General features: G+C 49.6%; 18 protein-coding genes. 5 read left to right on the top strand and 13 right to left on the bottom strand.

Going from position 1 to position 21,253, the window contains the following annotated elements:
* Positions 1–3,818 (bottom strand): ATP-dependent RNA helicase HrpA (gene hrpA / locus BZG73_RS06270; RefSeq protein ID WP_235606022.1); only part of this gene is annotated, 3,818 nt, incomplete at its 3' end.
* Between the two features lie 280 nt (positions 3,819–4,098).
* On the opposite strand from hrpA, the gene BZG73_RS06265 reads away from it, so the two are divergent.
* On the top strand, positions 4,099–4,566 hold the full coding sequence (locus BZG73_RS06265; RefSeq protein WP_077577825.1) for a tellurite resistance TerB family protein: 468 nt from the start codon (positions 4,099–4,101) through the stop codon (positions 4,564–4,566).
* A gap of 16 nt (positions 4,567–4,582) precedes the next feature.
* On the opposite strand, the gene btuD is transcribed toward BZG73_RS06265, so the two are convergent.
* The 6 genes from btuD to pheS form a co-directional block, all read right to left on the bottom strand.
* Positions 4,583–5,356, bottom strand: coding sequence for a vitamin B12 ABC transporter ATP-binding protein BtuD (gene btuD / locus BZG73_RS06260; RefSeq protein WP_235606021.1), 774 nt, complete (start codon positions 5,354–5,356; stop codon positions 4,583–4,585).
* Positions 5,353–6,336: a vitamin B12 ABC transporter permease BtuC gene (gene btuC / locus BZG73_RS06255; RefSeq protein ID WP_077667852.1), complete on the bottom strand. Its 984-nt coding sequence runs from the start codon at positions 6,334–6,336 to the stop codon at positions 5,353–5,355. The genes btuD and btuC overlap by 4 nt, the downstream gene beginning before the upstream one ends.
* A gap of 62 nt (positions 6,337–6,398) precedes the next feature.
* Positions 6,399–7,439 (bottom strand): succinylglutamate desuccinylase, encoded by a 1,041-nt coding sequence (locus BZG73_RS06250; RefSeq protein WP_077667851.1) that lies wholly within the window; start codon positions 7,437–7,439, stop codon positions 6,399–6,401.
* A gap of 170 nt (positions 7,440–7,609) precedes the next feature.
* Positions 7,610–7,906: an integration host factor subunit alpha gene (ihfA, locus tag BZG73_RS06245; protein ID WP_077667850.1), complete on the bottom strand. Its 297-nt coding sequence runs from the start codon at positions 7,904–7,906 to the stop codon at positions 7,610–7,612.
* Positions 7,907–8,311: 405 nt separating this feature from the next.
* Positions 8,312–10,714 (bottom strand): phenylalanine--tRNA ligase subunit beta, encoded by a 2,403-nt coding sequence (pheT, locus tag BZG73_RS06240; RefSeq protein ID WP_077667849.1) that lies wholly within the window; start codon positions 10,712–10,714, stop codon positions 8,312–8,314.
* A 19-nt stretch (positions 10,715–10,733) separates the two neighbouring features.
* On the bottom strand, positions 10,734–11,717 hold the full coding sequence (gene pheS, locus BZG73_RS06235; RefSeq protein WP_046073255.1) for a phenylalanine--tRNA ligase subunit alpha: 984 nt from the start codon (positions 11,715–11,717) through the stop codon (positions 10,734–10,736).
* Positions 11,718–12,156: 439 nt separating this feature from the next.
* On the opposite strand from pheS, the gene BZG73_RS06230 reads away from it, so the two are divergent.
* Both BZG73_RS06230 and BZG73_RS06225 read left to right on the top strand, forming a co-directional pair.
* Positions 12,157–13,185 (top strand): lipoate--protein ligase, encoded by a 1,029-nt coding sequence (locus tag BZG73_RS06230; RefSeq protein ID WP_077667848.1) that lies wholly within the window; start codon positions 12,157–12,159, stop codon positions 13,183–13,185.
* Between the two features lie 322 nt (positions 13,186–13,507).
* On the top strand, positions 13,508–14,896 hold the full coding sequence (locus BZG73_RS06225) for a peptide MFS transporter (protein ID WP_077667847.1): 1,389 nt from the start codon (positions 13,508–13,510) through the stop codon (positions 14,894–14,896).
* Positions 14,897–14,960: 64 nt separating this feature from the next.
* Here BZG73_RS06225 and BZG73_RS06220 read toward each other — a convergent pair whose 3' ends face one another.
* From BZG73_RS06220 to thrS, 6 genes are all read right to left on the bottom strand, one after another.
* Entirely contained in the window at positions 14,961–15,764 is an 804-nt protein-coding gene (locus BZG73_RS06220) for a PhzF family phenazine biosynthesis protein (RefSeq protein WP_077667856.1), read from the bottom strand.
* Complete coding sequence (locus BZG73_RS06215) at positions 15,764–16,051, bottom strand: hypothetical protein (RefSeq protein WP_046073259.1); 288 nt, start codon at positions 16,049–16,051, stop codon at positions 15,764–15,766. Before BZG73_RS06215 ends, BZG73_RS06220 begins: the two co-directional genes overlap by 1 nt.
* Before the next feature lie 168 nt (positions 16,052–16,219).
* Positions 16,220–16,573 carry a 50S ribosomal protein L20 gene (gene rplT, locus BZG73_RS06210; protein ID WP_025673305.1) on the bottom strand — a complete coding sequence of 118 codons (354 nt, stop codon included), beginning with the start codon at positions 16,571–16,573 and terminating at the stop codon, positions 16,220–16,222.
* Between the two features lie 36 nt (positions 16,574–16,609).
* The gene (rpmI, locus tag BZG73_RS06205; protein WP_025673304.1) at positions 16,610–16,804 is read right to left on the bottom strand and encodes a 50S ribosomal protein L35; all 195 of its coding nucleotides are present in this window, start codon (positions 16,802–16,804) and stop codon (positions 16,610–16,612) included.
* Between the two features lie 96 nt (positions 16,805–16,900).
* Positions 16,901–17,446: a translation initiation factor IF-3 gene (gene infC, locus BZG73_RS06200; RefSeq protein ID WP_077459463.1), complete on the bottom strand. Its 546-nt coding sequence runs from the start codon at positions 17,444–17,446 to the stop codon at positions 16,901–16,903.
* Between the two features lie 3 nt (positions 17,447–17,449).
* Positions 17,450–19,378, bottom strand: coding sequence for a threonine--tRNA ligase (gene thrS / locus BZG73_RS06195; RefSeq protein ID WP_046073261.1), 1,929 nt, complete (start codon positions 19,376–19,378; stop codon positions 17,450–17,452).
* Positions 19,379–19,631: 253 nt separating this feature from the next.
* Here thrS and hutC point away from each other — a divergent pair, with 253 nt between their 5' ends.
* Together hutC and BZG73_RS06185 are read left to right on the top strand one after the other, a co-directional pair.
* Positions 19,632–20,336: a histidine utilization repressor gene (gene hutC, locus BZG73_RS06190; RefSeq protein WP_077667846.1), complete on the top strand. Its 705-nt coding sequence runs from the start codon at positions 19,632–19,634 to the stop codon at positions 20,334–20,336.
* A gap of 55 nt (positions 20,337–20,391) precedes the next feature.
* Positions 20,392–21,183, top strand: coding sequence for a substrate-binding periplasmic protein (locus tag BZG73_RS06185; RefSeq protein WP_077667845.1), 792 nt, complete (start codon positions 20,392–20,394; stop codon positions 21,181–21,183).
* Positions 21,184–21,253 lie beyond the last annotated feature (70 nt).

The following is a 21,253-nucleotide window of genomic DNA, read 5'->3' as shown; positions in this document are numbered from 1 at the left end:
TTTTTAATCCGCTTATCCGAAACAGGGTAAGGCGTGCCGAGTTGTTGCGCAAAGTAGCTCACACGTAGCTCTTCAATCATCCAACGAATCGCTTTCACCTCATCAGGCACAGGCTTGCCTTTAGGGATTTTATTTAGCAATACTTTATACTCGTTCATCACAGACTCTATCTTGAGCATGTGATTACGATCGCGGGTAGGATCCACGGGGAGCTTTTCCAATCGACGCTCGATCGCTTTCATATAGCGCAGAATATCGGGTAAGCGTTGCCAGCCTGATTCGGTAGCAAAGCCTTTGTAGATAAGCCCTTCTAGTTGGGCTTTGATATCCGACATCGCAAAAGCCATGGAAAGATCCACTTTGCCTTTCAGCTTTTTGTTGATGGTAAAGGCATGGGTCAGTATTTGCTCGACCTGTTGAGCAATGTCCACCACGGTATCGCCTAGCTCAGCACGGACCGTCTCTTTAAGCGCCTCAAATGCCTGCCCTTCCCACGTTAAGCCGCCTTGTTGCTCAATGAGCTTATCCACGCCACAGGCGATACAGTCATCAATCAAATCCAACACGCGACCATACGGGTTGAAATACAGACCGAGTTTCGACTTATTCGGCAAGTGCGCATGCAGATATTTAATTGGCGATGGCACATTAAGCAAGATAAGCCGGCGTTGACCCGCTTGCATGGCTTTTTGTTGTTGGTGCTCGGTTTCGAATAGACGAATGGCAACACTGTCTTTTTCATCCACTAAGGCAGGATAGGCTTTGACTTCAAAGCCATGCTTTTTCTGCTGATAACGTTGAGGCAATGCCCCAAAGCTCCATTGGGTGAGCCCTTGCTGCTCGATATCATCGTCCGCCACATCCGATAAGGTCGCTTGTACCTTGTCTTTCAGCGACACTTTGAGTGTGTTTAAGTCTTCGCTTTCAGCCAAAATGCGATTTTTATCATCGACTACGCGAAACTGGATACGCAAATGCTCGGGGAGCTGACTGAAGTTCCWGCTGTCGCGCTCAATGGTGACACCGGACATCTGCTTCAAGGCTTTCTCCATGTTATCGAGCAAAGGTGCCTCCATCGGCGTCACGCGCTGTAAGATTGCCTCAGCATAGTTTGGTGCGGGTACAAAGTTACGACGTAACGGCTTAGGTAGCGATTTAATCAGCGCAACAATCAGCTCGTGACGCAGCCCGGGAACGTGCCAGTCAAAACCTTCTTCTGACACCTGATTGAGGATCGGCAGCGGGATATGCACCGTCACCCCATCGTGGTCTTGGCCGGGTTCAAATTGGTAGCTCAGCTTGAGTTTTAGGTTGCCTTGATGCCAAAAATTGGGGTAATCCAGCTCCGTGACATGGCTGGCGTCCCCTTGCAGTAGCATGGCTTTTTCAAAGTTAAGCAGGTCGGGATTGTCTTGACGTGCCTTTTTCCACCAGGTATCAAAGTGACGCCCGCTGACCACACTATGATCGAGGCGCTGATCGTAAAAGTCGAACAAGGTATCGTCGTCTGCCAAAATATCGCGCCGGCGAGATTTGAGCTCAAGCTCTTCCACTTCCGCCAGCAGCTTTTGATTTTGGCGGAAAAAGGCATGCTTGGTTTGCCAATCCCCCTCAACCAATGCCGAACGAATAAACAGCTCACGACTAAGCACCGGATCGATGGCGCCATAATTGACTTTACGGCTGGCCACAATTGGGATCCCGTATAGCGTGACCTTCTCACTGGCCATCACAGCCGCTTGCTTGCGTGACCAATGTGGTTCACTGTAGCTGCGCTTAATCAAATGCTGCGCCAGTGGCTCTACCCACTCGGGTTGGATTCGCGCGACAATTCGCCCCCAGAGTTTCGAGGTTTCAACCAGCTCGGCAACCATCACCCATTTAGGCTGCTTTTTGAAAAGCCCAGAGCCCGGGAAAATATGGAATCGTGCGTTCCGCGCGCCTTGGTATTCATTCTTTTCTTGGTCTTTTAGGCCTATGTGGCTTAATAGCCCGGCGAGCAGTGCCATGTGAATGGCCTGATAACTGGCAGGCTCTTGGTTGAATTGCGCATTCTGCTCTTTCATCACTTGGGTGATCTGATAGTGAACGTCTTGCCACTCTCGCACGCGCAGGTAATTGAGATAATCTTTTTTGCACTGTTTACGGAACTGGTTATTCGACAGCGCTTTTTGCTGATCTTTAACGTAATCCCAAAGGTTTACATAGGCTAAAAAGTCCGACTCTTTATCGGCAAAACGACGATGCTTTTCATCCGCTTGTTGCTGCTTATCAGCCGGACGCTCACGTGGGTCTTGAATAGCCAAGGCCGCGGCAATCACCATCACCTCATTTAAGGCACCATGCTTGGGCGCCTCAATCACCATACGTGCCAAACGCGGGTCAATCGGCAGTTTGGCCAAGGTTTTACCAATCGCGGTCAGCTTGCGTTTATCGGTGGCTTGGCCGGGTTTGATCGCGCCCAGCTCTTCAAGCAAACGGACACCATCTTTGATATGACGGCTATCAGGCGGCTGAACGAACGGGAAGGCTTGAATATCACCGAGCCCTATTGCCGTCATTTGCAGGATCACTGAGGCCAGATTTGTCCGCAGAATTTCTGGATCGGTAAATTCAGGACGGCCTAAAAAGTCCTCTTCGCTATACAAACGCACACAAATGCCTTCCGACACACGGCCACAGCGCCCTTTACGCTGGTTAGCACTGGCCTGTGAAATCGGCTCAATCGGCAGTCGCTGCACCTTAGTCCGGTAGCTATAGCGAGAAATCCGTGCCGTGCCGGGATCAATCACATACTTAATGCCCGGCACGGTTAGCGAGGTCTCGGCGACGTTGGTGGCCAATACAATCCGGCGCCCCGAGTGAGATTGGAATACACGATTTTGCTCGCCAGCAGAAAGCCTTGCGTACAAGGGCAAAATCTCGGTATCGCGCAGTTGACGACGCTGGAGATGATCGGCGGTGTCGCGAATTTCACGCTCACCGTTCATAAAGATCAGGATATCACCCGGTCCTTCAAGGCACAGCTCATCGACCGCATCGCTGATCGCTTCCAGCTGGTCACGATCGCTATCGTCCTCTTCCACCAATGGGCGGTAGCGCACTTCCACCGGATAAGTCCGGCCAGACACCTCTATCATAGGCGCGTTATTAAAGTGCTTAGAAAAACGCTCTGGGTCGATAGTTGCCGAGGTAATGATGACTTTGAGATCGGGACGCTTGGGTAATAGCTCGCGCAAATAGCCGAGAATAAAATCGATGTTTAGGCTGCGCTCGTGGGCTTCGTCGATAATGATGCAGTCGTACTGATTCAGATACCGATCGTGCTGAATTTCGGCCAGCAAGATCCCGTCCGTCATCAGTTTGACTTGCGTCGACTCTGAGACTTTGTCGTTGAAGCGCACTTTATAGCCCACGCTGCTGCCTAACTCGACGTCAAGCTCTTCAGCAATCCGTGAGGCGACCGAGCGCGCAGCCAAGCGACGTGGCTGAGTGTGACCTATGGTACCGGCGACACCTAGCCCAAGTTCCATACAAATTTTGGGCAGCTGAGTGGTTTTACCTGAGCCCGTTTCCCCCGCGATGATCACCACTTGATTATTCGCGATTGCCTCGGCAATGTCATCTTTCTTTTGGCTGACTGGCAATGCTTCTGGATAGCGAACGGTTGGCGCATTGGCACGACGGGCGAGCACACGCTGCATACTCTGCGCCATTTCCGCGGCGATTTGATCGTACACCGCCTGTTTGGCGTCGTCTTTTTTGATTTTTTGCGCGCCATGGATGCGTTTTTTAAAACGAAAACGGTCTTGCAGCATACAATCGTTTAGTGCTGCAAACAGTGTCTCTGGCGTGTTGTGATGACGTGAACTCAAGGCGATTCCTGCTTACTGCTTAATCTTTTAAGGCGTTTATCAGTGTCACAGCCGATAAATAAGGTTGATTGGTGTCGCATCCTATCACAAAGTAAAAAGAATCAAAGTCGCGCCAGCCACGCGCTCACCACCAACGTGGCAGCGTAAAGTAAACGCATTGGCCGTTCGTCGCGTATAAACGCATAATGACGGCCAACAAACCCCGCAGTTTGGGAGAGCAGCCATGCTAAAACAGCTTTTTAAAAAACTCGAATCCGCCCTCGCCGCTGAAACCGGCCAACACGGTAAGCAATCCGGGCTATCCCTTCACCAAGCGATGGCGGGGCTATTAAGTGAAGTGGCGATGGCCGATCACGATATTGATGAGCGAGAGAGAACAACCAAACGCAACCGTATTTGCCAGTTGCTATCACTCGACGTGACACAAGCCGAGCAATTACTTGAGGAGGCGAGACAACACAGCGAGCATGCGACCTCGCTGTATGAATATACGGATAAATTACGCGACCTTGACCCACAAGCGCGGATAGCATTAATCGAGGCGATGTGGTCAGTCGCGTATGCCGATGAGAACATTGATCCGCTCGAGGAAGCGGTGATCCGTAAAACCGCCGAGCTGCTTTATGTGGATCATGCCGAGTTTATTCGCGCCAAGCTTAACGTGATTGAGAACGACGACAGCGAAAGTTAGGTCAAAACGTTCAAACTCATGCCGAGGACGCGCGCATGATCACTGGGCCATTGGCGGTTGATACCTGTTCCAGTGGCGTGGCAAAAACATCTGAGAGCAGCTGATCCGTCAATACCGCTTTCGGTGGGCCTAGTGACACAACACGACCTTGTTTAAGCACCACAACCGTATCCGCGTGCTCTAGGGTGCGGTTTAAGTCGTGATTAGCCATGATAACTGCGATTTCCTGCTCTCGCGCCAAGGCGGTCATTTCTTGGTAAATCACTTCCTGTTGCGCGACATCAAGTCCGGTTGACGGCTCGTCGAGCAAAAGCAAACGCGCATGTGGATTTAACGCCTTTGAAACTTGCAACATGACGCCCGCCAATCGCACCCGTTGCCACTCTCCGCCCGATAAGCTGTCTATTCTTCGGTGGAGCTTGTCGCTGATGGCCAAACGAGACACCACGTCCGCGACCGTCTTGTCTCGAATCTCACCGGTTGCCAATTGCACACTATCGAGCACGAGATTGAGGTATTCAAATACCGCCATGATAAACGCAGGGCGCTGTTGTTGCATTAGGTATCCCCGCACTTGCGCCAAATCGTATCGGGTTTGTCCTGATACGGGTTGGCCTTGCAGCCAAACACTCCCCGATTGCGGCACTTCCAAGCCCGACAAGAGTTCCAGTAAGGTGCTTTTGCCACTTCCGTTGGGACCGATAAGGTGTACCACTTGCCCGGCATCAACCGATAAGGACATCGGTAGTAAACGTGGCGATAAGCTCAAATCTTTAGCGTGAACGATCATCCCGCCCTCACCAACATCCAAATAAATAATGGGGCACCAAGCACACTGGTGACCACCCCCACCGGAAGTTCCGCTGAGGGAAGGATAAGTCGACCAACGGTGTCGGCGCTGACCAATAATAGCGCCCCTGCCAACGCAGACATGGGCAACAAGGTACGGTTGCGGCTACCAAGCCACAGGCGTAAGTAATGCGGAACAATGAGGCCAATAAAGCCAATAACACCCGCAACAGCCACAGATACCCCGACCAAAACGCTAATTAAGGCGATCAATTGCCAACGTAGTTGATGTGTATCTAGCCCTAACTGCTGCGCCTGAGACTCTCCTAGCATAAGCTGGTCAAGCTTATGTCCGTATCGCCACAATACCGCAATGCAAGGTAAGGTCGTTGTCAGTATACCCACATGCTCCAATCGCATGCCGGACAGCGATCCCATTAACCAGACCATTAATTGGCGCAAATTAAAGTCAGTGCTGAAGTAAAACGCCAAGGTAACGCCTGCCCCTGCCAAAATGCTAAGCGCAACTCCGACCAATAAAATGCGTGCAGTCGCTAGAGCGCGACGGGCTAATATCACTAAAATAAAGGTAAACAAGCTGGCGCCTAACATGGCAGTGACGGCCATACTGCCACTCGACGCCCAAGCTGGTGCGAGTAACAACAATAAGACCACGGCAATGCTTGCGCCACCGGAAATGCCTAAGACACCGGGCTCTGCCAATGGATTACCCAATAGCACTTGTAGGCTTGCCCCGGCCATTGCCAGTGAGGCCCCTATCATCACACTGACCAACACACGAGGGAGGCGAAGCTGTAAGAGTAACTGCTGCTCTAATGTTGAGTCAGGCGCGAACGGATTGATCCATATCTCGCCCACACTCAGCGCAAGCCCACACACCAACAGCAGTAAAGCCGAGAAAGTAAGTAACGCGCGCCGCCAACGGCTCTGTTGGCGGGCGGTGAGTTCTGACACTCGCATGCGTCATCCATTAAACCAATACTGTGACGCACTTTACCGACTGATTGCCAGCTTGAAAAGCGCTACGCCGAGGCTTTTTGTGGTGCGTGCACAAAGAGTGGCTGATTGACATTAGGCTTAAAGGGCGTGGCGAGTAATCCAGCCCGATGACCTAGGTGGACATTGGCATTGGGAAAGATCACCACTTCCCCCTCATGCTCGACATAGATTTCTTGTCCCTTGTCGGTGGCCAATAATGCCCCCTTCTCGAACGGTGTGAAGTTTTTAGCTGATGAAGGGAACGTGAGGGCAAATTGCTCCGTGTGCTTGGTCAAGGTTCGGGTCACACGATAAAAGCGCATCGGCGCTAATTCAGTCGGCAACGTAGCGGCTTTTAACAAGCCTCGTAAGGTGCGATCAAGTGGCTCGTACTCTCGCATATCATTTTCAAACAAAGGCGCGACACGGCCCATTTCTAAGGTTGCAGCCAGTGCATCATGGTGGTTGGCACTATACCAACTGAAAGTCGGTGATGGTGATTGAGACAGAATAGTCGCATCCATTTTGGCGTCATTGAGTAATGCCGCCAATGAACGTACATCCTTTTGGGTTGGCGTCGTTGGGATCACGCCAAACATATAATGATAGGACTCGCGAATGGCACTGTGTAAGTCAAGATGCCAACGAGTCATACTGTCCGGTTGAGCAGAAAAGAAATCGCTTACCGCTTGTTGCAACTGATTGGCTAGGTAGTGCTCTTCGTTTTTTTCCTCATTCCAACCTCCGAATAAGCGGTTGAGGTTATCCTCAATAAAGCGGGTATGGGCTTTAATCGCTTCGGCATGGCCAATGATCAATAACAGCGGCACATTGGGGATAAATTGCTCTGACAATATATCAGCGAGAAGCCTATCAATGAGCTCGATGGGCGCGGTTTCGTCACCATGAATACCTGAAGACAATACGACGCAACGCGAAACCTTGGTGACGTCGGGCTGTATCGAAATAATACCAGGGGCACTGTGATTGAAGGTGAGCGAGCCTACTCGCCACGAATCTGGCGTAAAGGCATGAGGWGCRGTGARTGCGGCATCAATAAASGCMCCTGRGCGTGCTGTCAGCATAATGCWTCCTTTTATTACAACTAGACAACAAAACGTTACAGCGAGATAACCAATAAACCCAGGATTTTCCMCTCACAATGTGATCATGTATAGACAAATTAAAAAGCCGTGGCGCATAGGCACACGGCTTTCTAGTGTGGTGTCGTCACCACTGTCGGGGGCACGCAGCGTTATTTTTCAACGTCTGCGTTTTCAACTCGCGCTTTGAGTTTTTGGCCTGGTCGAAATGTCACAACGCGACGCGCAGTGATCGGAATATCTTCCCCTGTTTTAGGATTTCGACCGGGACGTTCATTCTTGTCTCGCAAGTCGAAGTTACCAAACCCTGATAACTTGACCTGTTCGCCACTTTCGAGCGCTTTCCGAACTTCTTCGAAAAACACCTCGACTGTCTCCTTGGCGTCCCGTTTGCTAATCCCGATATTTTCAAACAGGTTCTCAGCCAAATCGGCCTTAGTGAGCGCCATAGGTTTTTCCCTCAAGAATTGTTGAACACATATGCAATACCGCAGTATCGACACCACCATTCTACACTTGGCCTATACGTCTTTAGCCCTTGTATTTTAGGGATATTTAAAGGCCAGCTCAGAACAAGTGTATGCCAACTGGCTGATTTGCGCCAACTTTTTTACATTAAAAAAGCACGAGCAATGTCCAAAAAATTGACCTTTTAAACCAAGATGTTACAAGGGTTTTCTTTACCAGCATAGCCAATAGACTGCTAAGCTGCTTAATATTAGGCTTTTTTATCAATATCTGAACACTTACTCATCAAATATAGTGAATTTATTTAGTTTTTCAAATGGATAGATGTTAGACCATTTAGGCATAAAAAAAGCAGCGTTTCCGCTGCTTTTTGGGATGACGTTAGGTTAGTCACGCAAGGTAACGCCTAATTTTTCTGATAAATGGCTGACAACACCAGACACTGCATCACTTATATCGGCTTCCTCAAGCGTGCGCGCATCAGATTGCAAGGTCAGTGCGATCGCTAGACTCTTCTTGCCCTCTTCCACACCTTTGCCGGTGTAAAGGTCGAAAAGCTGTGCGTCCTTGAGCAATGGGTTGCCGCTTTGCAAACATGCGTCCACCACATCGCCAGAAGCAAGCGATTGATCAGCAATCACCGCGATATCCCGGCGGTTAGCAGGGAATTTAGACAGTCCTGCTGCTTCGGGAATAAAGCGTTCGTCAATGGCTTGCCACTCCAGCTCAAACACCACAGTTCGACCATTTAAGCCAAACTCACGCTCAAGCTCAGGGTGCAGGGTACCAATGTGACCCACAACTTTGCCGTCAAACTCAATAGCAGCGGTTTGACCTGGGTGCATGGCAGGRTGAGAGGCTGACACGAAACGGAAGTCTTTCAACTTACCTGTGAGTTCCAGTACCGCTTCTAGATCGCCTTTCAAGTCAAAAAAGTCAACGGTAGCGCTCGCCAGATCCCAATGCTCTTCACTACCAGGACCTGCAATCACCCCCGCAAGCATGCTCTCTTGGCGAATGCTCGATTGGCGAACGGTGCCACCGGTTTCACCTTCTGGGGTAAAGCGTAAGCCAAATTCAAACAAGCGCACACGAGGCTGCTGACGTTTTTGATTGTAGGCCACCGTGTTTAAAAGGCCAGGAAGCAAGCTCAGGCGCATGGCTGACATATCTGCAGAAATTGGGCTTGGCAGGATCAGCGGCTCAACATCCGGAACAATCAGCGCTTGCTGTTTAGGTTCAACAAAGCTGTAGGTAATCGCCTCGTGGAAGCCACGGTCAACCAACAAATCGCGGACACGTTTCAGTGGCATCGCTGCTTCTTTGTATTCGCGCATCGTCAGTGCCGCTTTAGGCGCACGGGTTGGAATGTTGTCGTAGCCGTAAATACGGCCGACTTCCTCAATCAAATCCTGCTCAATGGCAATATCAAAACGCCAGCTAGGTGCCGTGGCTTGCCACCCTTTCTCGGTTTCCGTTACCGCACAACCAAGGCGGGACAAAATGGCTTTTACATCACTGTTATCGATAGAATGACCCAATAGGCCATCTAACTTCTCTCGACGGAGAGTGACGGTGTCACGAGTGGGTAGTGTTTCTGCCGTCTCAGCGGTAACAATCTCTCCCGCTTCACCGCCACAAATTGCTAATAGCAGTTCAGTCGCTCGTTCCATCGCCGCCGCTTGTAACGCAGGGTCGACGCCACGTTCAAAACGGTGAGAGGAATCTGTGTGCAACCCATAGCTACGCGCACGGCCGCGGATCACGTCAGGAGCAAAAAACGCCGATTCGAGTAAAATATCTTGGGTGTCTGTGGTGACACCAGAGTCTTGCCCGCCAAAGATCCCGGCCATCGCCAAGGCTTTCTTCTCATCCGCGATAACCAATGTCTGGGCATTAAGGGTTGCTTCATTGCCATCGAGTAATGTGAGCGTTTCGCCCTCTTCTGCCATACGTACCACAATGCCACCCTCAAGCTTGCTAAGATCAAAGGCATGCATCGGCTGCCCTTGCTCGAGCATCACATAGTTGGTGACATCCACGACAGGGTCGATAGCGCGAATGCCACTGCGGCGCAATTTTTCTTGCATCCACAGTGGGGTCTGCGCATTAAGATCGACATTCTTTACCACACGACCTAAATAACGTGGGCATGCTTGTGGTGCATCGATATGCACGGATACCTTGTCGTCAATACTGGCAGTAACTGGTGTGATAGTCGGTTCAGTGACATCAGTGCGGTTCAATACGCCGACTTCACGTGCCAAGCCACGTAGGCTCAAGCAATCAGCACGGTTCGGGGTTAAGTCAACATCGATGGTTACGTCGTTTAGTGCGAGGTACTCACGAATGTCGGTTCCAATTGGCGCGTCGGCAGGCAGTTCGATAATGCCATCAGATTCAACATCAATCCCTAGCTCTGTAAATGAGCACAGCATACCGAAGGACGGTTGACCACGTAGCTTCGCTTTTTTGATTTTGAAGTCACCTGGCAATACCGCGCCAACCATTGCGACCGCGACTTTCAGGCCTTGACGACAGTTAGGTGCACCACAAACGATATCAAGCAATTCATCGTCGCCAACATTGATTTTGGTAACACGCAGTTTGTCTGCATCTGGGTGTTGGCCACACTCAACCACTTCACCCACAACTACACCGCTAAAGTCGCCAGCAACGGGTGCAATTTCATCGACTTCAAGGCCGGCCATGGTGATCTGATGGGCAAGCGCGTCGGTGTCGTTTGCTGGGTTTACCCACTCTCTCAACCAAGATTCACTGAATTTCATTATTACCTTGCCCCACTGATTACTTAAATTGTTTCAAAAAGCGCAAATCGTTCTCAAAGAACGCACGGAGATCATTCACGCCATAACGCAGCATGGTTAGGCGCTCTACGCCAATACCAAAGGCAAAGCCTTGATATTCCTCTGGATCGATATTCACCGCACGTAGTACATTCGGGTGAACCATGCCGCAGCCTAAGATCTCGAGCCATTTTCCGCCTTTGCGGCGTACATCAACTTCAGCAGAGGGCTCTGTGAACGGGAAGTAAGAGGGGCGGAAACGCACTTCCAGATCTTCCTCGAAAAAGTTACGTAAGAAGTCGTTGAGGATCCCTTTGAGATCAGCGAAGGTGATGTCTTTATCGACCAATAACCCTTCCACTTGGTGGAACATCGGGGTATGCGTTTGGTCGTAGTCATTACGATAAACGCGACCGGGGGCAATAATACGGAATGGGGGTTTACCCGCTTCCATGGTACGAATTTGTACGCCAGAGGTATGCGTACGCAACATCAAATCAGGGTTAAAGAAGAAAGTATCGTGATCGGTACGTGCAGGATGATCTGGGGCGATATTCAGCGCATCAAAGTTATGAAAACCGTCTTCAACCTCTGGCCCAGAAGCGACAGAGAAGCCCAATTCACCGAAAAATTGCTCAATACGTTCAATGGTACGCGTCACGGGGTGAATACCACCGTTTTCAATACGACGGCCCGGCAAGCTTACATCAATGGTTTCTGCGGCAAGCTTCGCTTCCAACTCGGCGCGCTCAAGCGCATTTTTACGCTCAGCAATCGCTTGTTGTACGGTTTGCTTCGCTTGGTTAATCTTTTGACCCGCTTCGCGGCGCTCTTCCGGTGGCAGTTTGCCCAACGCCTGTAATTGTGCGGTTAGCTCGCCTTTCTTTCCTAGGAATTTAACCCGGACTTCATCCAATGCAGCCACAGAGGCAGCATCGGCCACCGCACTGGTTGCATTCGCAAGAATTTCTTCTAATTGTTGCATTGTTTCCTCGTCGACCCGTTGGGCAGTCCAAATCAGGTAGGTGCGTGACAATACCTGCTGACATCATGGTTTCACCCATTGTCTAAGCAAACTGACAGAGTCGCCTCAATAATACGCCTCAATGCCAATTGACTGAGAGAACAGGTAATAAATTGACCTTACATACTAATTAATGCCACGACTAATGCCAAACGCTAAACAGCATTTACGCTATTTTTCCTTGCCATCCGGTCACAAGGGGCGTCATTTTGGTGGTAGATTGGTCATTCAGCGCTTCAATCCAGTAAAAATCGAGCATATGGGCGCTGATCGAATAACTCGCTAAGCATTGTTTGGTATTCTGGCGCCTATATTGCCGAACAAGCTTGTGTGGCCACTTTCTACTTGGCCTCCGACCGCGTTTCCCTAATAACTTGTTTCCCGAACACTTGGAGCCAGTATGCAAGACACCAGTCGTCCCTTACGTGTGTTTGTTTCGACGTCGACTCACCCTTGGTTCAACCTCGCCGTGGAGGAMACCATATTTCGAACCATGTCCTCGCAGCAGAACGTCCTGTTCCTCTGGCGTAATGACAATACGGTGGTCATTGGACGCGGACAGAACCCATGGCGCGAGTGTAATACGCGCAAAATGGAACAAGATGCCGTGGTGTTGGCGAGGAGACAAAGCGGCGGTGGCGCAGTGTTTCACGATTTGGGCAACACCAATTTTACCTTTATGGCAGGTAAACCAGGTTATGATAAGTCAGTATCAACGCAAATTGTACTCGATGCCCTGAAAACGCTCGGGATCAGTGCCTCAGCCAGTGGCCGAAATGACCTCACCATGGATACCCCCGACGGCCCAAGAAAAATATCGGGCTCAGCCTACAAAGAGGCCAAAGATCGCGGCTTTCACCATGGTACGCTCTTGATTAATGCCAACTTGTCGCGACTGGGTGACTACCTCAACCCTGATCCTAAAAAGCTACAAGCCAAGGGGATTTCATCTGTACGTGCCCGCGTGGCCAATATCGCTGACTTTGTCCCAGACGTTGATCACCAACGCGTATGTGACGCGATTAAAACCGCCTTTTTCCGCCATTATGGCCATACCACTGAGATTGAGTATATTTCTCCCGACGCCAAGCCCGATGTCGAGGGGTTTGACGCGATTTATGAAAAACAGTGCAGTTGGGCGTGGAATTTCGGTAACAGCCCGCAGTTCATGCATACCTTTGATGAGCGTTTTGAATGGGGAGGCGTTGAGCTGCACTTGGATGTGAAACATGGAGAAATCATCGATTGCCAGTTATTCACTGATAGTTTAACGCCAGGCCCGCTAGAAACACTGGCTAATCAATTGGTCGGACAAGCCTACCACCCGGAAAAACTTTACCACTTTGTGATGAGCTGGGCCGACGCAGACCAAAGTCATCAAGTGATGTACGAAGATATTGCCCTGTGGTTACGTCAAGCCATCGCCTGATCGCTGAACACGGCTAGAGTGACCTTTATCACATAATCCCCTCTCCTTTGATCCCACGCAAAGACGCAAACGCCTGTCACGTCACTATAGGTGACAGGCATGTTCTGGTCATATATCCCACATGTAATAGACAGACTGTTATTATCCACGCTAATTTGGCTTGAATAATAGTTTTTAATTTTGGTAAAAAACCATTACGCTAGTTTTACATATTTTGTTACAAAATACAGGAGGCCATTTTACAAAAGCGTTAACGCCAACACCCTGCACCCGGCTAGCCCCATGCAGACCCAACAATCATTCAACGAATAATTAGATAGTTATGGAAAACCAAAAAACAATACTTGGTCACCCTCGGGGACTGTTCTTACTTTTTGGCACTGAGCTTTGGGAGCGCTTTTCCTACTACGCAATGCGTGCCATCCTCGTCCTTTATTTGACCGATCAAACCATCAACGGTGGTTTAGGCTGGTCAACCAAAGACGCACTCGAACTTTATGGCTACTACACTGGCCTCGTCTATATCACGCCGCTGATTGGTGGGTGGATTGCCGATAACTTCATTGGCCAACGTCGCGCTGTCGTCATTGGTGGTGCACTGATGGCGATTGGACAATTCACCTTAGCTTTTCCTGCTCAACAATACGGTTTGGACATTGTTCATACGTTATACGCCGGTCTCGCGTTGCTCATCACCGGTTGTGGCCTGCTAAAACCCAACATTTCGACGATGGTTGGTGACCTTTATGATGAAGGCGATCATCGTCGTGATGGTGCGTTTACCATCTTTTATATGGGCATCAACATTGGCTCATTGTTAGCAGGCTTCGTCTCGGGCTCTGTGACCAGCGCTTACGGCTGGCAATATGGCTTTTTCGCCGCCGGTGTAGGTATGGTGATCAGCCTGCTGATCCAGCTAACCATGGCCAACTCTTGGTTAGGTGAAATAGGTCGAGTCCCAGCCGCACAGCAAGCGCGAGACGCCAATCACTCCAAGACCAACGCTCCATTGACGAAGCAAGAAATCGATCGCCTTAAAGTCATCTTATTAATGGGTTTGTTTGTCATTATTTTCTGGGCTGGCTTTGAACAAGCCGGTGGCTTGATGAATATTTATACCCAAGAGTATACGGACCGTATGGTTGGTGGGTTTGAGATACCGGCGGCTTGGTTCCAATCACTTAATCCTTTCTTCATCATTGTCTGTGCACCCATCGCAGCCTCGCTGTGGGTACGCCTAGGCCCTAAAGAGCCCAGTTCGCCCGTGAAGTTCGCGATGGCGCTATTTATGTTGGCACTGGGGTTTGTGTGCATGATTGGCGCGGTGTTAGAGCAAGGTGGCGATACCACAGTGAAAACGTCAATGTTTTGGCTGGTGGGCGCGTTCTTCTTCCACACTTTAGGCGAACTTTGTCTCTCGCCTATCGGTTTATCCTTGGTCACTAAGCTCGCGCCGCTACGCTTGGCTTCATTGATGATGGGTGCATGGTTTGGCTTTAACGCGATTGCCAACTATGTGGCGGGTATCATAGGCTCGCATGTGGGTGATTATGGCGCTATGGCCATCTTCGGCGGTATCGCGGCAACCGCTGCGATTTCCGGTGTGATCTTACTCGCGCTATCCGGCACGCTGATTCGTTGGATGCATGGCGCTGAGTCCGGCGCCACACCAAGTGAAGAAATCGAACAACAACAAGTACAAGTTGCGTAATACACCCACTTCACTACTGAAAAAGAGGCCGTTTGGCCTCTTTTTTTAGTTGCGCTGATTATTGCTAGGTCTTACTTAAATCCAGCTTTCCGCTAAATACGGTTACTGCTTGGCCTTGTAGCAACACATGGTCTTCACTAAGCGTCATCTTGATACACCCACCGCGTGCGGATGCTTGATAACCGATAAGCTGCTTTTTACTCAACGCTTGTGACCAATACACTGCCAACGCGCAATGCGCCGAACCCGTCACAGGATCTTCATTCACCCCCACCCAAGGGGCGAAGTAGCGAGAGACAATATCGACCGTATTATCAGAGCTTGCCGCAGTCACCACCACGCCACGTCCAGGGTGCGTATTTAACGCGGCAAAATCAGGAGACAGCGCTTTTACAGCGTCTTCAGAATCAACCACCAATAGCTCTTTTTCGCCAAAAGAATAACTCGTGCGGATATCAGAGCCACGTAAACCTAAACCTTCTAGCCGCGATGGATTTGGCGTTATTTCTGTCAGCTCAGGAACAGGAAAGGCCATGGCTATACCCTCGCGTTGAATCGTCACATCAAGAGGCCCAGACTGCGTATAAAAAGTGACATTGTCACCTATTTTGACGTCACCACGCTCAGCTAAAATATGAGCTGTGGCGAGTGTGCCATGACCGCAGAGTGCGACTTCAACTTTCGGTGTAAACCAGCGTAAGGACATGGTATCTAAGGCAAGAAATGCGGTTTCAGAGACCGCCATTTCCTCGGCAATGGCCAACATGGTTGCTTCATCCAACATGGACGCCGAGATACACACCCCTGCCGGATTACCCTGAAACAATGACGCGCTAAAGGCATCAACTTGATAGATATCGACAATCATCATTTAGCTCCAAGACGACGACGCAGCGAATGATACATTTCCATAATAAAGGTCGTAAAGCCAACGGTAGGATCGTGCTGTATGTAATCTTCAATCGCATTGAGATTAATCTGACGAAATTTTTCAATCGCGGTCTCCGCACAATCAGCAACAATCACATCCCCTTCAATGATCATTCCCTGCTCTAACAATGTGCCTTTTTCAACAAGGTAGCTGGGGGCTTCCTTGACCAAGTAAGTAAACTGGTCACAGTGGTTAGGCTGACAAAAGAAGACGTATTGGTTCATCGTTATGTCCCTAATGGTATTTTCAGACACTATATCATGATACGAGTAATGGGTAGGCGTTAGCAGTGCACACTTTTGTATGCTCAGAACTAAATTACTTAGGCAGGGGTAAATAATAAAAAAGGAGAGCCGAAGCTCTCCTTTCTCAGCAATTCTTTACTGTAAAAATTACAGTGAAGCTTTCGCTTTTTCTACCAGCACAGAGAATGCTGCTTTGTCATATACCGCGATATCGGCAAGGATCTTACGATCGATTTCGATAGATGCCTTTTTAAGACCGTTAATCAGACGGCTGTATGACATACCGTTTTGGCGAGCCGCAGCGTTGATACGTGCGATCCACAGTTGACGGAATTGGCGTTTCTTGTTGCGACGGTCACGGTAAGCATATTGACCAGCTTTCGTTACCGCCTGAAAAGCTACGCGGTATACGCGTGAACGCGCACCATAGTAACCTTTCGCTTGCTTCATTACACTCTTGTGACGTGCACGAGCTTGTACACCACGTTTTACGCGAGCCATTGTCTCTCTCCTAAACTAAATAATAAAACTAAAAACTTATGCGTATGGCAGCATGCGAGCTACTTGCGCGTTTTCGCACGCAGGAAGAACCGCATTTGGACGAAGCTGACGCTTGTTCTTAGTAGTACGTTTAGTCAGGATATGACGCTTGGTTGCACGCTTGTACTTGAAGCCACCAGCTGTTTTTTTGAAACGCTTAGCAGCACCTTTGTTGGATTTCATCTTAGACATGATGAATAACTCCGCATTGTATTAATAACATAGCAATTTGGCGAACAAAGCGGCTGCACCCAACGGGCGCAGCCGCATGTTACTTGGAAGCCAGAATTACTTCTTCTTTGGGGCCAGAACCATGATCATCTGACGGCCTTCGATGCGTGAAGGGAAGCTTTCTACTGAAGCAATTTCAGCAGTGTCTTCTTTCAAGCGGTTCAGCACGTCAACACCGATGCTTTGGTGCGCCATTTCGCGACCGCGGAATCGGATAGTGACCTTGACCTTATTGCCCTCTTCAATGAAGCGAACCAGGTTGCGTAGTTTTACCTGGTAGTCGCCTACATCTGTGCCAGGACGGAATTTGACTTCCTTAACCTGAATAGTCTTTTGTTTTTTCTTCTGCTCTTTCGCAGCTTTACTCTTCTCGTAAAGGAATTTGCCGTAATCCATAATACGACAAACCGGCGGCTCAGCGTTCGGACTGATCTCTACCAAGTCAAGAGTCGCCTCTTCTGCTTTGGCGAGTGCTTCATCAAATGGGACAATACCCACTTGTTCACCGTCGGCGTCAGTCAGACGTACTTCCTTAACACCACGAATTTCGTTGTTTAGACGATGAGCGTTCTTCTTTGCCGGGGCTTTTCTTGCGCCTTTAATACCTTATTCCTCCACAATATTGAGTGTTCGATCTTGCACTTCTTGCTGCAACTGCGCTAAGAAGTCATCAATCTTCATTTTACCCAAATCTTTACCTTTACGGGTCCGTATTGCGACTTCGCCAGCTTCCATTTCCTGGTCACCACAAACCAACATATACGGAACACGCTTCAAAGTGTGTTCGCGGATTTTAAAGCCAATYTTCTCGTTTCTCAAGTCCGCAGAGGCTCTAAATCCAGCTTTTTGCAGTTTTTTCGCAATCTCTTGCGCGTAATCTGCTTGTTTATCCGTGATATTCATCACAACGGCTTGTTGTGGTGATAACCACGCGGGGAAGTGTCCCGCGTATTCTTCGATAAGAATACCGATGAAACGTTCTAGTGAGCCCAAGATAGCACGGTGGATCATGACCGGTGTGTGCCGCTCATTATCTTCCCCTACATAGGTCGCGCTTAGGCGCTCGGGCAACGCAAAGTCAAGCTGCACTGTACCACATTGCCATGCACGATCGAGACAATCATGCAAGGTAAATTCAATCTTAGGTCCGTAGAATGCGCCCTCACCTTCTTGAATTTCAAACGGAATGTCCATTGCCGTTAACGCTTCATTCAAGGCTTGCTCGGCTTTGTCCCACATTTCATCGGAACCAACACGTGTTTCAGGGCGTGTCGACAGCTTGACTTCAATGTTGTTAAAGCCAAAGGTCTGATAGGTCTCATAGACCATCTCGATACACGCACTGACTTCTTGCTGCACCTGTTCTGGGGTACAGAAAATGTGCGCGTCATCTTGGGTAAAGCCACGAACACGCATCAGACCATGCAATGCGCCTGATGGTTCGTTACGGTGACAACTGCCGAACTCAGCCATACGTAACGGCAGGTCACGGTACGACTTAAGGCCTTGGTTAAAGATCTGGACATGACCGGGGCAGTTCATTGGCTTGAGTGCGTATTCACGATTCTCAGAATTCGTCGTGAACATGTAATCCGCATACTTGTCCCAATGGCCTGAGCGCTCCCAAAGCACGCGATCCATAATGAGCGGCCCTTTGACTTCCTGGTAATCATACTCAGCCAGTTTGTCACGAATAAACTGCTCTAGCTCACGGAAAATCGTCCAGCCATTGTGATGCCAGAAGACCATACCCGGCGCTTCTTGCTGCATATGATACAGGTCAAGTTGCTTACCCAGTTTACGATGGTCACGTTTGGCAGCCTCTTCCAAGCGCACCAAGTGTGCTTTAAGTTGTTTTTTATCCGCAAATGCTGTGCCGTAGATACGCTGTAGCATTTTGTTGTCGCTATTCCCACGCCAGTAAGCGCCAGCCACATTCAGGACTTTGAAGTTCTGACAAAAGCTCATGTTTGGCACGTGTGGGCCACGACACATATCAATGTATTCTTCGTGGTGGTACAAGCCCGGACGGTCGTCACGTGATACATTCTCATCCAAGATTTCTATCTTGTATGACTCACCACGCGCTTCAAACGTGTCGCGCGCCTCTTGCCAGCTCACGTTTTTCTTCACGACTTGATATTTAGTTTTCGCCAACTCTTTCATACGCTTTTCAATGGCGTCCAGGTCATCCTGGGTGAGCGAGCGATCCATGTCTATGTCGTAATAGAAACCGTTGTCGATGGTTGGGCCAATCGCCATCTTAGTGTCAGGGAAAAGCTGCTTAATCGCATGACCTAAAAGATGCGCACATGAGTGGCGAATAATTTCTAACCCGTCTTCGTCTTTCGCAGTGATGATTTCCAGTTGGGCGTCTTGCTCGATAAGATCACACGCGTCAACACGTTCACCATTTACACGGCCGGCAATGCAAGCTTTAGCAAGGCCTGGACCAATATCGTTGGCGACATCGTAAGTAGAAACCGGATGGTCAAAAGCACGCTGACTGCCGTCAGGGAGAGTAATTAGAGGCATTGATAACAATCCTTCTCAGTGGTGCCACACACCAAGTGGCACATGAAGTGTATTTTGGCGATTAGTAAGTAACCGCACAGTGCGAGTAGGATGACGATTATGAAGATCCCGCATTTGTGATGCAAGTCATCCCAACAATAATTTCTGCGCGAGAATCAGCGTGATAAACAATCAAGTTTTCTATCATTCACTTGATTTTACGCGAGACTTCATCAATGCTGATTTGTATACACAATTTTGACAAGGAAACCGTATGGCCAACGCGCCTCGTTATCAACAAATCAAAGCCTACATTGAAGAAAAAATTGAGACACGGGTTTGGCCGGTTGGTACGCGTATCCCCACTGAATACGAGCTGTGCGATCTATTCAACGTTAGCCGGATGACGGTCAATAAGGCGGTTCGTGACTTGGTGACTGATGGGCTACTCGAACGCACGCCGCGGCTAGGGACGTTTGTCACTGAACCCAAAGCGGAATCACCGTTGATGGACATTCGCAATATTGCCGATGAAGTCACTGCACGCGGTCAGCACTACCACAGCGTCATCCATGCATTGAAACGCCTCTCTGCGCCCGTTGATGTGGCAATGCGCTTGGGTGTGATGTTAGGCACCGACGTCTACTACAGCGAAATTGTCCACTACGGTGATGAGATACCGCTCCAGCTCGAGCAGCGCTGGGTGAACCCGGCGCTTGCGCCTGCCTATCTGGAACAAGACTTCAACCAGACCACCCCCAATGAGTACTTGTCTTCAGTGTGCCCAGTTAACACCATTGAGCATAGTGTCGAAGCGATTAACCCATCATCAGCAGTCAAAGAGGCATTGGCGATGAAGTCTGATGAGCCCTGCCTTTTACTCCACCGCCGCACCTGGAGTCAGCAAACGCTGGTCAGCGCCGCATTACTCTACCATCCTGGTTCACGTTATAAGCTAACATCACGTACAGACAGATAGCCGACCTGCGTCGGTAGGCTATGCTTGTTGAAAGGTCGTGTATCGGGGTAAAGAGATGTTTGCGCGTGTGTTAACGCTATTCAGCCGCCATTGTCTATTCATCGTGATCGTTTTGATGCTGATCACTCCCACCGCTGGCGCCACAGACAAAATCATCCGCCTTACTAGCGGTGAATTCGCCCCGCTAATGTCAGTGAAAATCAAACACAGAGGCCTTATCAGTCATATTGTTGAAGAAGCGGCGGCGCTAAGTGGTTATCGCGTTCACTATGGTTTTTTCCCGTGGAAACGCGCCTATGTGATGGCAAAAAGTGGCTACTGGGATGGCTCTGTGGCTTGGGGCTACACAGAGGAACGTGAGAAATACTTTGCCTACTCGGCGCCCATYTTTCCTGAGCATGTTTACCTTTATCACCGAAAGCACTATGCATTTGACTGGCAAGAAGAAGCAGATCTGGAAGGTATAAAGCTTGGTGTTAACCGTGGTTACCTTGACGAATACATGCTGCAGCAAATGCAAAAACGCGGATTGCAAATTAACTATCAAGCCACGACCACCGAACTACAAAACTTTCGTGCCCTCATTGGAGGCCGGGTCGATATTGTCATCAGTAACCGCCTCATTGCCGAGCGAATACTCAGAAAGCATTTCGACGAACAAGCGCGTGGTAACATCGTTCGTCATTCACGCCCTTTTCGTGTCACCTCATTGCATGTACTGATCAGTCGAGAAATCGAACAGACGGATGAGTACATCTCCGCGTTCAATCAAGGGCTAGAGCGCTTGCATCAATCCGGACGCTACGATGAACTGATCACGGATTTTGAAAACGGCGCTTACGACTAACGGTTCGCTTTCCGCGCCATTAATCTCTCTAATCTCGCCAAAACGATCGAGCCGATCACAAAACCTTTAC

It is taken from the genome of Salinivibrio siamensis, from assembly GCF_001996005.1.
Taxonomy (GTDB): domain Bacteria; phylum Pseudomonadota; class Gammaproteobacteria; order Enterobacterales; family Vibrionaceae; genus Salinivibrio; species Salinivibrio siamensis.
Note: the sequence above shows the minus strand (reverse complement) of the source record. Positions and strands in the feature narration are given on the sequence as shown.